At 47.8% G+C, this 15,316-nt stretch carries 11 protein-coding genes and 1 tRNA gene; all 12 read left to right on the top strand.

Annotated elements, in window-relative coordinates:
- The first annotated feature begins 109 nt into the window (after positions 1–109).
- Positions 110–185, top strand: a tRNA-Trp gene (locus tag KJA68_RS05565).
- A 33-nt stretch (positions 186–218) separates the two neighbouring features.
- Positions 219–563, top strand: a complete 345-nt coding sequence (gene secE, locus KJA68_RS05560; RefSeq protein WP_213035946.1) for a preprotein translocase subunit SecE — start codon at positions 219–221, stop codon at positions 561–563.
- A complete protein-coding gene (gene nusG / locus KJA68_RS05555) occupies positions 563–1,096 on the top strand; it encodes a transcription termination/antitermination protein NusG (protein ID WP_213035947.1) in 534 nt (177 codons plus the stop codon). Before secE ends, nusG begins: the two co-directional genes overlap by 1 nt.
- A 110-nt stretch (positions 1,097–1,206) precedes the next feature.
- Positions 1,207–1,638 carry a 50S ribosomal protein L11 gene (gene rplK / locus KJA68_RS05550; protein ID WP_213035945.1) on the top strand — a complete coding sequence of 144 codons (432 nt, stop codon included), beginning with the start codon at positions 1,207–1,209 and terminating at the stop codon, positions 1,636–1,638.
- A 1-nt stretch (position 1,639) separates the two neighbouring features.
- A complete protein-coding gene (gene rplA / locus KJA68_RS05545) occupies positions 1,640–2,335 on the top strand; it encodes a 50S ribosomal protein L1 (RefSeq protein WP_213035944.1) in 696 nt (231 codons plus the stop codon).
- A gap of 310 nt (positions 2,336–2,645) precedes the next feature.
- A complete protein-coding gene (gene rplJ / locus KJA68_RS05540; protein WP_213035943.1) occupies positions 2,646–3,149 on the top strand; it encodes a 50S ribosomal protein L10 in 504 nt (167 codons plus the stop codon).
- Between the two features lie 42 nt (positions 3,150–3,191).
- The gene (rplL, locus tag KJA68_RS05535; RefSeq protein ID WP_213035942.1) at positions 3,192–3,563 is read left to right on the top strand and encodes a 50S ribosomal protein L7/L12; all 372 of its coding nucleotides are present in this window, start codon (positions 3,192–3,194) and stop codon (positions 3,561–3,563) included.
- Positions 3,564–3,686: 123 nt separating this feature from the next.
- Positions 3,687–7,766 carry a DNA-directed RNA polymerase subunit beta gene (gene rpoB / locus KJA68_RS05530; RefSeq protein ID WP_213035941.1) on the top strand — a complete coding sequence of 1,360 codons (4,080 nt, stop codon included), beginning with the start codon at positions 3,687–3,689 and terminating at the stop codon, positions 7,764–7,766.
- Positions 7,767–7,847: 81 nt separating this feature from the next.
- Complete coding sequence (gene rpoC, locus KJA68_RS05525) at positions 7,848–12,065, top strand: DNA-directed RNA polymerase subunit beta' (protein WP_213035940.1); 4,218 nt, start codon at positions 7,848–7,850, stop codon at positions 12,063–12,065.
- Between the two features lie 122 nt (positions 12,066–12,187).
- Positions 12,188–12,565, top strand: a complete 378-nt coding sequence (gene rpsL, locus KJA68_RS05520) for a 30S ribosomal protein S12 (protein WP_213035939.1) — start codon at positions 12,188–12,190, stop codon at positions 12,563–12,565.
- A gap of 69 nt (positions 12,566–12,634) precedes the next feature.
- Entirely contained in the window at positions 12,635–13,105 is a 471-nt protein-coding gene (gene rpsG / locus KJA68_RS05515) for a 30S ribosomal protein S7 (protein WP_213035938.1), read from the top strand.
- Between the two features lie 48 nt (positions 13,106–13,153).
- A complete protein-coding gene (gene fusA / locus KJA68_RS05510) occupies positions 13,154–15,250 on the top strand; it encodes an elongation factor G (RefSeq protein ID WP_213035937.1) in 2,097 nt (698 codons plus the stop codon).
- Positions 15,251–15,316 lie beyond the last annotated feature (66 nt).

The following is a 15,316-nucleotide window of genomic DNA, read 5'->3' as shown; positions in this document are numbered from 1 at the left end:
TCGTGGCTAAAATTATTGAGTAATCGAGCCAAAGCAGTGGGTATTTCTGGGTTGGCGGATTTCTTGATCTTTTTTTGAGATTTTAAAGGTTGTGTTTTATTTAAAAATTAGGCCAGTAGCTCAATTGGTAGAGTATCGGTCTCCAAAACCGAGGGTTGGGGGTTCGAAACCCTCCTGGCCTGCCAGTTAAATCATCAGGAAAGTCGGACAGGCTGCGCATGGCAGATAAAATTAAATTGGTTGTTGCGTTCATGCTTGTTACAGCGGGCATCGCAGGGTTTTATGCTTTGCGCGATAGTTCTGCGGTAGTAAAACTGGTTGTAATATTGGCAGGGTTTCTTTTGGCTGCTTCAGTTGTTTGGACGACTGAACCTGGAAAGCGTCTGTTTTTGTTCGGCAAAGGGGCGGTTGCGGAAGCCAAGCGGGTGGTGTGGCCATCCAGGAAAGAGACTGTGCAGACTACTGGGGTGGTGCTCTTGTTCGCAGTTGTAATGGCACTATTTCTGTGGGCAGTCGATGCGAGCTTGTTATGGATGGTTGATAAATTAATGGGGCGTGAATGATGACCAAGCGTTGGTACGTGGTTCATACGTATTCCCAGTTTGAAAAATATGTGCAGCGGATATTGCCAGAGCGCATTCAGCGAGCAGGATTGGAAGGGCAGTTCGGCCGGATTCTGGTGCCGGTGGAAGAGGTAATGGAGTTGAAGTCGGGCCAGAAAAGTATAAGCGAGCGCAAATTTTTCCCTGGGTATGTGCTCGTTGAGATGGAAATGACAGACGAAAGCTGGCATCTTGTAAAAAACACTCCAAAAGTTACTGGATTTTTAGGTGGTTCGGCAATGAAGCCGACTCCAATCAGTGAGCAAGAGGTGCAAAATATAATCCATCAGATGCAGTCCGGTGTGGAAAAGCCAAGGCCTAAGGTATTGTTTGAGATCGGAGAGGCGGTGCGTGTCAAGGAAGGCCCATTCACGGATTTTCATGGTGTAGTGGAGAATGTCAATTATGATAAAAACAAGCTGCGGGTGGCGGTAACTATTTTTGGTAGGTCCACGCCGGTTGAGCTTGATTTTGGTCAGGTCGAGAAATCTTAATTTGATGTTTTAGAAAGAGCCCCTTGCGGGCTCAGTGTTAATTTGGCTGTGGTTGCATAATAACAGGGGAGAATGCAGTTGCATTCGCTAAAACCCACTAAGGAGAGAAAATGGCAAAGAAAATTATAGGGTTGATAAAATTACAGGTTCCTGCCGGCAAGGCAAACCCTAGTCCTCCAATTGGGCCAGCTCTGGGTCAGCGTGGTCTAAACATCATGGAGTTCTGCAAGGCATTTAATGCGCAGACTCAGAATATGGAGCCTGGATTGCCGATACCGGTGGTCATTACGGCATACGCGGACAAGAGCTTCACTTTCATTATGAAAACTCCACCCGCGACAATTCTGATCAAGAAGGCGGCGGGTTTGCAGAAGGGTAGTGCAAAGCCACATTCAGAGAAAGTGGGGAAACTTACCCGCAAGCAGGCGGAAGATATTGCAACAACTAAGATGCCAGATTTAACGGCGACTGATATGGATGCAGCGGTGCGTACGATTGCCGGAAGCGCTCGTAGCATGGGAATTGTGGTGGAGGGTATTTAAAATGACTCATGTTTCTAAGCGTTATAAATCTCTGGTTGCAAAAGTTGATCGTAGCAAACAATATTCCATGAAGGAAGCATTGAATTTGGCAAAAGAAACAGCGAAAGCCAAGTTCGATGAGTCAATTGATATTGCAATTAATCTTGGAATTGACGCTCGAAAATCTGATCAGCTAGTGCGTGGGGCTGTAGTATTGCCTAGGGGAACTGGAAAGACGGTACGCATAGCCGTGTTTGCACAGGGAGGCAAGGCTGAAGAGGCTAGGTCAGCCGGCGCTGATGTGGTGGGTTTTGAAGACTTGGCGGAAAGTATCAAGGGCGGAAATATGGATTTTGATGTGGTGATCGCCTCACCCGATGCAATGAGGATTGTAGGGCAGTTGGGTCAGATCCTGGGGCCGAGAGGGCTTATGCCAAATCCGAAGGTTGGAACGGTAACCGTTGATGTGGCAGGTGCTGTAAAAAATGCAAAAGCTGGGCAGGTGCAATACCGAACAGATAAAAATGGCGTGATACAATGCACAATTGGGCGCGCATCTTTTGATTCCGAAGCGCTGGGTGAGAATCTGCTGGCGCTGGTGGATGCCTTGAATAAAGCGAGGCCGGCAGCTGCAAAAGGAGTGTATCTAAAAAAGATGTCCGTATCCAGTACTATGGGTGTGGGTATCAGAATTGATCAAACAAGTCTGTCAGGTTAGGCGGAGTGAGTTTTTGTGGAAAGTCATACAAGTTTGATTCTTGCGTTGCAATCAGTTGATTGCAACGCTTAACAGCTTTGAGCTGCTGACTTATTGGCAGATTATCAAAGACCGTAGGCATCCTGAGGATTTAATCGAAGATGCATCGCCAATGGCAAGCTTGATGCCGGCGATCTGTTATCTGGCACCTACGTAGATGGTGTGCCCTCAAGTTGGAAGTATATAGTATTCCTCTGGCTTAAGGACGCAATTATTAACGCGAAGCGCACTGGGCTTTGCTCGGTGTCTCAATTAATAGAGGGAGATGGATTTGGGTCTAAATCTGCAAGAAAAGCAAGACATAGTAGCTGAAGTCAATGCGCAGGTGATGCAGGCTCAGACGATAGTTTTGGCTGAGTATCGCGGCATTGCGGTAAGTGACATGACCAAGTTGCGTGCAAATGCGCGTAATTCAGGCGTGTATTTTCGTGTATTGAAAAATACACTGGCACGACGGGCTGTTAATGGGACTCCATTCGAAGCCTTGGCTGAGAAAATGGTCGGGCCACTGGTGTATAGCATCAGCGCTGATCCAGTTGCAGCAGCAAAAGTTGTGCATGAATTTGCCAAGACAAACGGTAAGCTGGCAATTAAGGCCGGAGCAATGGCTGGATCGTTGATGTCTGCTGAACAGGTAGCTGAGTTGGCTGCAATTCCAAGTAGGAATGAATTGATTGCGCGCTTGATGGCAACTATGAATGCTGCAACCAGCACATTTGTACGAGGTCTGGCTGCTATCCGCGATAAGAAGGAAGCCGAAACGGCTGCCGCTTGAGATTCCTGTCAAACTTTCGAATTAAATATTTAGGAGAGCAACATGGCTGTAAGCAAGGATGATATTTTAGAAGCAATTGCGCAAATGACTGTGTTGGAGCTGTCTGCGCTGATTAAAGAAATGGAAGAGAAATTCGGTGTATCGGCAGCGGCTGTTGCGGTTGCTGCGCCAACTGCGGCTGCATCGCCAGCTGCAGCTGAGCAAACAGAATTTACTGTTGTTTTAAGTTCAGCTGGTGCTAGCAAGGTGAACGTAATTAAAGTGGTGCGTGCGATTACTGGTCTTGGCTTGAAAGAGGCGAAAGATTTAGTAGATGGTGCCCCCAAGACAGTCAAAGAAGGTATTAGCAAAGCGGATGCAGATTCAATTGCGAAGCAATTGATTGAGGCTGGTGCAACTGCAGAAATCAAGTAAATTCAATATATGGCAAAAGGCTGACGGTAACCCGCCAGCCTTTTGCCGTTTTAAAAAGATAATGGACAGTAAACAATAATACGTTTCCTGTTCCTTATTTTTTTCCTCGGTCGTGGAGATATCATGAGTTATTCTTTTACTGAAAAAAAACGTATTCGTAAAAGTTTTGCGAAGCGTATCGGTGCATTGCCGATACCTTTTTTGCTTTCCACGCAATTGGAGTCGTATAGTGCATTTCTTCAGGCAAATGTTTCGCCTGAACAGCGCATCAATGATGGTTTGCAGGCTGCATTTCAATCGATATTCCCAATCGAGAGCCATAATAAATATGCCCGCCTTGATTTTGTTGGATATAACCTGGGAATTCCGCCGTTTGATGTGAAAGAATGCCAGCAGCGTGGTCTTACTTATGCCTCTCCGATACGCGCTCGTGTCCGCCTCACACTGTTTGACAAAGATGTTTCTAAGCCTACAGTCATCAAAGAGGTGAAAGAGCAAGAAGTATACATGGGTGAAATCCCCCTCATGACCGATACTGGCTCCTTCATTATCAATGGTACCGAACGTGTAATCGTATCTCAATTGCACCGTTCGCCGGGTGTGTTTTTTGAGCATGACCGTGGTAAAACGCATAGTTCTGGGAAATTGCTATTTTCTGCACGGATCATCCCATATCGTGGATCCTGGTTGGATTTTGAGTTCGATGCCAAGGATTATGTTTATTTCCGTATTGATCGTCGTCGCAAAATGCCGGTTACGATCTTATTGAAGTCGTTAGGTTATACACCAGAACAGATTCTTGAGACATTTTTTGAATTTGACACGTTCCATCTGGGTAAAAAAGGCATTCAGTTTGAGGTGGTGCCTGAACGACTCAGAGGAGATGTGGCACGATTCGATATTCTGGATAAGAATGGAGCAGTCATTGTCGCTAGTGGCAAGCGTATTACCGTGCGTCATATACGCCAGATGCACGAGGCTGGGATTGATAAGTTGGCGGTTGGAGAAGACTTTTTATACGAACGTGTGTTGGCGCAAAATGTAATAGATCGGGAGACCGGGGAGATAATCGCTAATGCCAATGATGAAATAACAGAAACTCTGCTGGCAAAGTTGCAGGCGGCTGGAGAGAAAAAAATCCGCACCCTGTACACTAATAACCTGGATCAGGGAGGGTATATTTCCCAGACCCTGCGTATTGACGAAACCGTTGATCAATGGTCAGCACGAGTTGCAATTTATCGCATGATCCGACCCGGAGAACCGCCCACTGAAGAGGCAGTGGAAAGTCTTTTTAACGGATTGTTTTTTTCTGAGGAGCGCTACAATTTATCCACTGTAGGCCGTATGAAATTCAACCGTCGTATTGGTTTAGATGAATTGACAGGACAGCTAACTCTGTCCCGAGAGGATATTGTCGCAGTAATCAGGATTATGGTTGATTTGCGCAATGGCCGCGGAGAAATTGATGATATAGATCATCTTGGTAACAGACGGGTACGTGCGGTTGGAGAACTGGCAGAAAATCAGTTCCGTACCGGGTTGGCACGTGTGGAACGTGCGGTGAAGGAACGTTTGGGCCAGGCAGAAACAGACAACCTGATGCCTCATGATTTGATTAACGCTAAGCCAATATCTGCGGCGATCAAGGAGTTTTTCGGGTCGAGTCAACTATCGCAATTTATGGATCAAACTAATCCCTTGTCCGAGGTGACGCACAAGCGGCGTATTTCGGCACTGGGTCCTGGCGGCTTGACCCGTGAACGCGCAGGTTTTGAGGTGCGTGATGTTCACCCGACACATTATGGTCGGTTGTGTCCTATTGAAACACCTGAAGGGCCAAATATTGGTTTGATCAACTCACTGGCGCTTTATTCGCGTATTAATAATTATGGATTCATTGAAACACCGTACCGTCATGTAAACAAAGGTAAGGCGACAGATGAAGTGAAATATTTGTCCGCGATCGAGGAAGGCAAGTTTACGATTGCTCAAGCAAACGCCGAGCTGGACAGTAAAGGAAAATTTACCAGCGACGTGATTTCATCCCGTCAGCACAATGAGTTTGTGCTTGCTTCTCCGGAAGATATTGAATACATGGATGTGGCACCAGCCCAGGTGGTGTCGGTGGCAGCGGCCTTGATTCCCTTTTTGGAACACGATGATGCAAACCGGGCTTTGATGGGGGCCAATATGCAGCGTCAGGCTGTGCCTTGTCTGCGAGCAGAAAAAGCGCTGGTTGGGACTGGAGTTGAACGTACTGTAGCAGTCGATTCGGGTACGACAGTTCAGGCAACGCGAGGAGGGCGGATTGATTATGTTGATGCAGGGCGTATTGTGGTGCGCGTAAATGATGATGAAACTTCACACGATGAAGTTGGTGTCGACATTTACAATCTTACCAAATATACCCGTTCGAATCAGAATACAAACATCAATCAACGTCCTTTGGTCAGAATGGGGGATTGGATTACAAAGGGAGATGTAATTGCCGATGGTGCGTCCACTGATATGGGCGAACTGGCGCTAGGGCAAAATATGCTGGTGGCATTCATGCCGTGGAATGGCTACAACTATGAGGATTCGATACTGATTTCCGAACGGGTGGTGGCAGAGGATCGTTTTACCTCTATTCATATTGAGGAACTTACTGTAGTGGCTCGGGATACCAAGCTTGGTTCTGAAGAAATTACTCGTGATATACCGAATTTGTCCGAAGGGCAAATGGCTCGTTTGGATGAGTGTGGCATCGTACATATTGGTGCTGAAGTTGGGGTGGGTGACGTGTTAGTGGGTAAGGTTACACCCAAGGGAGAAACGCAGCTGACCCCGGAAGAAAAACTGTTGCGTGCCATTTTTGGGGAGAAGGCATCCGATGTCAAGGATACCAGCTTGCGTGTGCCGGCTGGAATTTCCGGGACCGTGATAGATGTGCAGGTGTTCACCCGGGAGGGGTTGCAGCGTGATCAGCGGGCGCAGCAAATTATTGATGATGAATTAAAGCGCTACAAGAAGGACTTGGCCGACCAGATGCGTATTGTCGAGGAAGATGTTTTCACCAGACTGGGCAAGATGCTAATAGGAAAGGTCGCGAATGGCGGGCCGAAGAGATTGGCTAAGGGTACCAAGTTGGCGAATGATTATTTAACTAGCATTGAGCGTCACCAGTGGTTTGATATCCGTCTGAGCGATGAAGATGCAGCTATACAGTTGGAACAGGTAAAAGACAGTCTGGCCCAGAAGCGCTTGGAATTTGATGCCGCATTTGAATTGAAGAAGCGTAACCTGACGCAGGGAGACGAGCTTCAGGTTGGCGTGCAAAAAATGGTCAAGGTGTATGTGGCGGTGAAACGCCGTTTACAGCCCGGGGATAAAATGGCAGGACGTCATGGAAATAAAGGGGTAGTTTCGCGAATTGTACCTGTTGAAGATATGCCATGCATGGCAGATGGAACTCCTGTCGACATTGTGCTGAATCCGCTGGGCGTTCCTTCACGCATGAATGTGGGGCAGATACTGGAAACTCATCTTGGATGGGCAGCCAAAGGCTTGGGACACAAGATACAGAAAATGTTGGAGGATCAAGTTGAAGTTGAAAAGTTACGAGCATTCCTTGGCAAGATATATTTGAATGATCAGGCTGCGGAAGTTGCTTTGTTCAATGATGAAGAGGTGCTTGAGTTATGTCGAAATCTGAGCGGTGGTGTTCCGTTTGCTACCCCGGTCTTTGATGGTGCAACTGAACACGAAATAAGGGATATGTTAGATTTAGCTGGTTTGCCGCGTTCCGGGCAGATAACTCTTTATGATGGGCGCACTGGAACTGCATTTGATCGACCAGTTACAGTCGGATTTATGCATGTCTTGAAATTAAATCACTTGGTGGATGACAAGATGCATGCCCGTTCCACGGGGCCGTACAGTTTAGTTACCCAGCAACCATTAGGCGGCAAGGCGCAGTTTGGTGGCCAGCGTTTCGGGGAAATGGAGGTCTGGGCTTTAGAGGCGTATGGTGCGGCTTATACACTTCAGGAGATGCTTACTGTGAAATCAGACGATGTTTCCGGACGTACTAAAATTTATGAAAGCATTGTTAAAGGTGATCACAAGATAGATGCCAGTATGCCGGAGTCGTTTAATGTGCTGACCAAGGAAATCCGTTCATTGGGTATTGATATCGATCTTGTTCGCCATAGAGAGTAGGGGGTACTGCGCAATGCGCATCACTCGTAATGGGTTTGCTGTATGCACCCAATATACCTGCCGAATATTTAGGAGTTACATATGAAAGCATTGCTGGATTTGTTCAGGCAAGTAACGCAAAGGGAGGAGTTTGACGCGATTAAGATCGGTTTGGCTTCCCCGGAGAAAATTCGTTCTTGGTCATATGGCGAAGTGAAGAAGCCGGAAACGATCAACTATCGAACTTTTAAACCTGAGCGTGATGGTTTGTTCTGCGCCAAGATTTTTGGCCCGACCAAGGATTATGAATGCTTGTGCGGTAAATATAAGCGCCTAAAGCATCGCGGGGTGATTTGCGAAAAATGTGGTGTCGAAGTTACGTTGTCCAAGGTACGACGTGAAAGAATGGGTCATATCGAGTTGGCCAGCCCGGTAGCGCATATATGGTTTCTGAAATCCTTGCCCTCGCGGCTGGGGATGGTGTTGGATATGACACTGCGCGATATTGAGCGCGTGTTGTATTTTGAAGCCTATGTGGTGACAGATCCCGGGATGTCTATGCTTGAGCGTGGTCAGCTACTCTCTGAAGATGATTATTTAACCAGACTGGAAGAGTATGGGGACGAATTTTCAGCAGTAATGGGAGCAGAGGGCATACGAGCATTATTGCATGCGTTGGATGTGCCATCTGAGGTGGAAAAATTGCGCGCCGAGCTTGATTCAACCACTTCTGAAACCAAAATTAAAAAATATGCAAAACGGCTAAAGATACTTGAGGCATTTTTGGCTTCTGGCATTAAGCCAGAGTGGATGATAATGCAAGTATTGCCCGTACTTCCTCCAGAACTCCGTCCTTTGGTGCCATTGGACGGAGGGCGCTTTGCAACCTCTGATCTGAACGATCTATATCGGCGTGTAATCAATCGGAATAACCGGTTAAAGCGCCTTTTGGAATTGAAGGCCCCGGAAATCATTGTTCGCAATGAAAAAAGAATGTTGCAGGAAGCGATTGACTCATTGCTGGATAATGGACGTCGCGGGAAGGCGATGACCGGAGCGAATAAGCGACCGCTGAAATCTCTTGCCGATATGATTAAAGGTAAAGGAGGCCGATTCCGTCAAAATTTGTTAGGGAAGCGGGTAGATTATTCGGGTCGTTCAGTGATTGTGGTAGGACCACAGCTAAAATTGCATCAATGTGGTTTGCCAAAAAAAATGGCGCTTGAATTATTCAAGCCGTTCATTTTCCATAAACTGGAAGTTCTCGGGCTGGCTACTACCATTAAGGCGGGTAAAAAAATGGTAGAAGCAGAGGAGCCGGTGGTTTGGGATATCTTGGAAGATGTAATCAGGGAACACCCTGTTTTGCTCAACCGAGCACCTACTCTGCACCGACTGGGAATCCAGGCTTTTGAGCCAATCTTGATTGAGGGTAAGGCAATCCAGCTGCATCCGTTGGTTTGTACGGCTTTTAATGCTGACTTCGACGGTGACCAGATGGCAGTCCATGTACCACTTTCACTTGAAGCGCAAATGGAGTGCCGGACGTTAATGCTTGCATCCAATAATGTGTTATCCGCTGCCAATGGTGAGCCGATCATCGTCCCATCGCAGGATATAGTACTCGGGTTGTATTACATGACGCGGGAAAAGATCGGGGTAACGGGTGAAGGCATGTTGTTTGCAGATGTGTCAGAGGTGATGCGCGCTTATGAATCAGGTAGCGTTGATCTTCATGCCAGAGTAGTGGCTCGTATCGAAGAAGAATGCCTGGATGAGAATAATCAGCTACAGAAAAAACATACACGATATGAGACAACGGTGGGGCGCGCGATCCTCTCCAGTCTGTTGCCGCCCGGTTTGCCATTTAGTTTGATCAACAAAGCATTAAAGAAAAAGGAAATATCCCGTTTGATCAATACGAGTTTCAGTCGCTGCGGCCTGCATAATACTGTAATTATGGCGGATAGATTGATGACGATGGGCTTTACCTTTGCAACTCGGGCGGGCATTTCAATTTGCCTGGATGACATGCTGGTTCCGCCGCAAAAAGATGAGTTAATCGATACAGCCGGGAAAGAGGTGCGAGAAATTGATGTGCAATACACTTCAGGATTGGTAACTCAAGGTGAACGTTACAACAAGGTTGTGGATATTTGGGGGCGTACTGGTGATCTGGTTGCGAAAGCGATGATGGATCAGCTGGGTAGTGAACCTGTGGTTGACCGTGTTAGTGGAAACCAGCTTCTTGATAAGAATGGTAAAGCAGTCATGCAGGAGTCATTCAACTCCATCTATATGATGGCAGATTCGGGTGCCCGTGGTTCTGCTGCTCAGATCCGACAATTGGCCGGAATGCGTGGACTGATGGCGAAACCAGATGGATCCATCATAGAAACCCCGATTACCGCAAATTTCCGTGAGGGGTTGAATATGCTGCAATATTTTATTTCTACCCATGGAGCCAGAAAAGGTTTGGCCGATACTGCGTTAAAAACTGCTAATTCGGGTTACCTTACGCGTCGTCTGGTAGATGTAACTCAGGATTTGGTAGTGGCTGAGGAAGATTGCGGGACTGTAAACGGTGCTGCATTAAAAGCGTTGGTTGAAGGCGGTGAGGTAATTGAAGCTTTACGAGAACGCATACTAGGTCGTGTGACTAGCAAGGATATTGTCAACCCGATAACCAGCGAAACTTTATACGAGGCAGGCACACTCCTCGATGAAGACATGGTAGAGAAGATCGAATCACTGGGAGTGGATGAGGTTCACGTGAGAACCCCGCTGACATGCGAAACCCGTTATGGTTTGTGTGCCAGATGCTACGGCCGCGATTTGGGTAGAGGAGGTCCTGTGACTGTTGGTGAAGCGGTGGGTGTTATTGCTGCCCAGTCTATTGGCGAACCAGGAACCCAGTTAACTATGCGCACGTTCCATATTGGAGGTGCTGCATCTCGTACAGTGGTGGCCAGCCAAGTGGAAGGCAAGTCCAATGGTTATGTGAGATACAGCGCAAACATGCGCACTGTCAGCAATACTAAAGGTGAACTGGTGGTTGTGGCGCGTAGTGGCGAGGTTATTATTGCGGATGATCATGGGCGTGAACGCGAGCGTCACAAGGTACCATACGGTGCGATATTGACTGTAGCGGAAGGGAATCCCGTTCGTGCAGGTGAAATTTTGGCTTCATGGGATCCGCACACCCGTCCTATTGTTACAGAATACGCTGGTCGTGTCCGTTTCGAGAATGTAAAAGAAGGCGTGACTGTAACCAGAGAGATTGATGAAGTAACGGGTTTGTCTACATTGGTGGTGGATCCAAAGCTTGCAGGTACCCAGGGCAAGGGTGTTTTACGACCATTGGTACGTTTGCTTGATGAAGACGGAAACGAGATCAAGATTGCAGGCACCGATTTACCAATTTCTGTTACTTTCCAGACGGGTTGTATTATTACTGTGGAGGACGGGCAGAACGTTGGCGTAGGGGATGTGCTGGCACGTATACCGCAGGAAAGCAGCAAGACACGGGATATTACCGGGGGTCTTCCGCGAGTGGCGGAGCTTTTTGAGGCGCGCTCACCTAAAAATGCAGGGATGCTGGCGGAGGTCACTGGGACAGCCTCGTTTGGCAAGGACACAAAAGGGAAGCAACGCCTGGTAATTACGGATTTGGATGGCGTACCTCATGAGTTTTTGATTGCCAAGGATAAGCATGTGCTCGTGCACGATGGGCAGATGGTGACCAAAGGGGAGATGATAGTTGATGGCCCGCGCGACCCGCATGACATCCTTCGTCTGCTTGGAGTGGCAGCCTTGGCACGTTATATTGCGGATGAAGTTCAGGATGTATATCGTTTGCAGGGTGTAAAAATAAATGATAGACATATTGAAGTAATCGTACGACAAATGCTACGCAGAGTGCAGATTGTGGATGCGGGTGATACCAGGTTCATACCAAAAGAGCAGGTGGAACGCGCAGAAGTGCTACAAGAAAACGAGCGTGTCGGGAAAGAAGGAAAGCAGCCGGCAACCTATGAATATATCTTGTTGGGGATTACCAAGGCTTCATTGTCCACCGATTCGTTTATTTCTGCAGCATCCTTCCAGGAAACTACACGCGTGTTAACTGAGGCAGCGATCATGGGCAAGAGTGATGAACTGCGAGGACTGAAGGAAAATGTCATCGTGGGTCGACTGATTCCGGCGGGTACCGGCTTGGCTTATCATAATGCACGAAAACGGCAACGAATGAGCTATGTGCCGTCAATGCCGGGTGACGCAGAGCAAATAGAAGCAAGGCAGGATAATCAGTTTGCTTGACATACGGGGAAATCCTACATAGAATGCGCGGTCATTTTGTCTGGCCGTGCGCCCGGATGCCAGGTTACAGATGCGGATATTTATATTATTGATACATCAGACTTCTTAGGATAATTAACACAATGCCAACCATCAACCAACTAGTGCGCAAGCCACGTGCTGCTGAGCCTTTGAAAAGTAAAGTACCTGCCTTGGGTGGCAGTCCACAAAAACGCGGGGTTTGTACCCGGGTGTATACAACTACACCAAAGAAGCCAAACTCTGCCTTGCGTAAGGTGGCCAAGGTTCGTCTGACAAATGGATTTGAGGTAATTTCATACATTGGCGGTGAGGGTCATAATTTGCAGGAACACTCTGTTGTGCTTATACGGGGTGGTCGCGTAAAGGATTTACCTGGGGTTCGTTATCACATGGTTCGAGGCAGTCTGGATACCGCTGGGGTTAAAGATCGCAAGCAGTCCCGGTCGAAGTATGGAGCCAAGCGCCCAAAGAAAGCTTGATTCGAGATCAAGCCTGCAGCTTATAAATTACCAGTTTTTAAATTACCCAGATAATATGAGGTTTTAGCTATGCCCAGACGTAGAGAAGTTCCCAAGCGAGAAGTTCTGCCGGATCCTAAATATGGCAACCAAGATCTTTCCAAGTTCGTTAATGTCTTGATGACGGCTGGAAAAAAATCTGTCGCTGAGCGCATCCTGTATGGCGCGCTGCAACAAGTTGAAAAGAAAAGTGGAAAAGATCCAATTGAGGTTTTTAACCTTGCGCTGGCAAATGTCAAGCCCCAGGTTGAGGTAAAAAGTCGTCGTGTAGGGGGTGCGAACTATCAGGTTCCAGTTGAAGTCAGGCCCTCGCGCCGCATGGCTTTGGCAATGCGCTGGCTCAAGGATTTTGCCCGCAAACGGGGTGAGAAATCTATGGGTATGCGCTTGGCTGGGGAGTTGCTGGATGCATCGGAAAGCCGTGGTGGTGCAGTTAAAAAGCGCGAAGAGGTTCATCGCATGGCGGAAGCGAACAAGGCATTTTCTCATTTCCGTTTTTAGAAATTTTTTCGCTGTTTGTGAAAGTAATATAAATTTTGGGTAACTACAGTGGCACGCAAAACATCAATCGAACGATATAGAAATATCGGAATCAGCGCACATATAGACGCCGGAAAAACGACGACCACGGAGCGCGTATTATTTTACACGGGTGTATCGCATAAGCTTGGCGAGGTTCACGACGGCGCTGCAACCATGGACTGGATGGAGCAGGAGCAGGAACGGGGTATTACCATTACCTCGGCTGCAACAACTTGCTACTGGAAAGGGATGGATTCAAGCAAACCGGAACATCGAATCAATATCATAGATACTCCAGGTCACGTTGACTTCACGATTGAGGTGGAGCGTTCAATGAGAGTTCTGGATGGTGCCTGCATGGTTTATTGTGCTGTGGGAGGGGTGCAGCCTCAATCTGAAACGGTATGGCGCCAAGCCAATAAATATCATGTTCCGCGTCTTGCGTTTGTAAACAAAATGGATCGTTCTGGAGCGAACTTTCTGAAAGTTTACGAGCAAATGCGTACACGGTTGCGTGCCAACGTAGTGCCGATTCAATTGCCTATTGGTGCAGAGGAAAAATTCGAAGGGGTGGTAGATCTTGTTCGAATGAAAGCAATCTACTGGGATGATGCATCGCAGGGCATGAAGTTTGAGTTGCGTGATATCCCGGAAAATATGCTGTCGGAAGCGCAGAATTGGCGAGAAAAGATGGTGGAAAGCGCCGCAGAAGCAAACGAAGATATGATGAACAAGTATCTCGAGGAGGGGGATCTATCGGAATCCGAGATACGGCAATGCCTGCGCATGCGAACCATTGCCAGTGAAATCGTACCGATGCTGTGTGGGTCAGCCTTTAAAAATAAAGGGGTCCAGGCCATGCTTGATGCGGTTGTGGACTATCTGCCTGCGCCTACAGACATTCCTGCGGTTCGCGGCGAAACGGACAGTGGTGAATCTGATGTGCGCAAGGCCGATGATGATGAGCCTTTTTCTGCATTGGCGTTCAAGATTATGGCCGATCCTTTTGTGGGTCAGTTGATATTCTTCCGGGTATATTCGGGCCAGATGAAGGCAGGGGATACGATCCTGAATCCAATCAAAGGAAAAAAAGAGCGTATCGGTCGGATTCTTCTGATGCATGCAAATGAGCGTGAGGAAATCAAAGAGGTGCATGCAGGTGATATCGCAGCGGCAGTCGGGTTAAAAGAGGCAACAACAGGCGATACCTTATGCGATCCTGCGCATTCGATTACGCTAGAGCGGATGGTGTTTCCGGAGCCTGTAATTCATATCGCGGTGGAACCCAAAACCAAGGCAGATCAGGAAAAGATGGGGATGGCTCTAAATCGGCTCGCGAAGGAAGATCCTTCATTCCGGGTGCAAACTGACATGGAGTCGGGGCAGACGATTATTTCCGGTATGGGAGAGTTGCACCTTGAGGTTCTGGTTGAACGGATGAAACGAGAGTTTGGCGTGGAGGCAAATGTCGGGGCGCCACAGGTGGCATATCGCGAAGCGATCCGGAAGCCAGTGGAGGTGGAAGGTAAATTTGTAAAGCAATCTGGCGGTCGTGGTCAGTATGGTCATGTGTGGCTGAAAATGGAGCCGAATGAGGCGGGCGGTGGTTTTGAATTTATAGACGCGATAAAGGGCGGAACTGTTCCGCGTGAATTTATCCCTGCCGTGCAAAAGGGTCTGGAAGACACGCTTCCTAACGGGGTTCTGGCTGGCTTCCCGGTTGTTGATGTCAAGGTTACTTTGTTTGATGGTTCATATCATGATGTGGATTCAAACGAAAATGCCTTCAAAATGGCAGCATCAATGGCGTTTAAGGATGGAATGCGTAAAGCGAATCCAGTTCTTTTGGAGCCAATGATGTCGGTAGAGGTGGAAACGCCGGAAGATTATACCGGAACTGTAATGGGTGATCTTTCGTCCCGTCGAGGAATGGTTCAGGGCATGGAGGATATGCCCGGTGGAGGGAAGATCGTGAAGGCGGAAGTGCCGCTGGCTGAGATGTTCGGCTATTCTACCGCATTGCGTTCTGCTACCCAGGGCAGGGCAACCTATACCATGGAATTTAAGCACTATACCGAGGCGCCAAGGAATGTGGCTGAAGCGGTAATGAGTAGCAGAAAATAAATTCAGGTATGGAATGTGCGGTCAAAATATACAAGGAATTCTAAATCATGGCAAAGAGTAAATTTG

The sequence above is a fragment of the Candidatus Nitrotoga fabula genome, from assembly GCF_905221025.1.
GTDB lineage: Bacteria > Pseudomonadota > Gammaproteobacteria > Burkholderiales > Gallionellaceae > Nitrotoga > Nitrotoga fabula.
The sequence above is the reverse complement of the archived record's forward strand: the minus strand, read 5'-3'. Positions and strand labels throughout refer to the sequence as shown.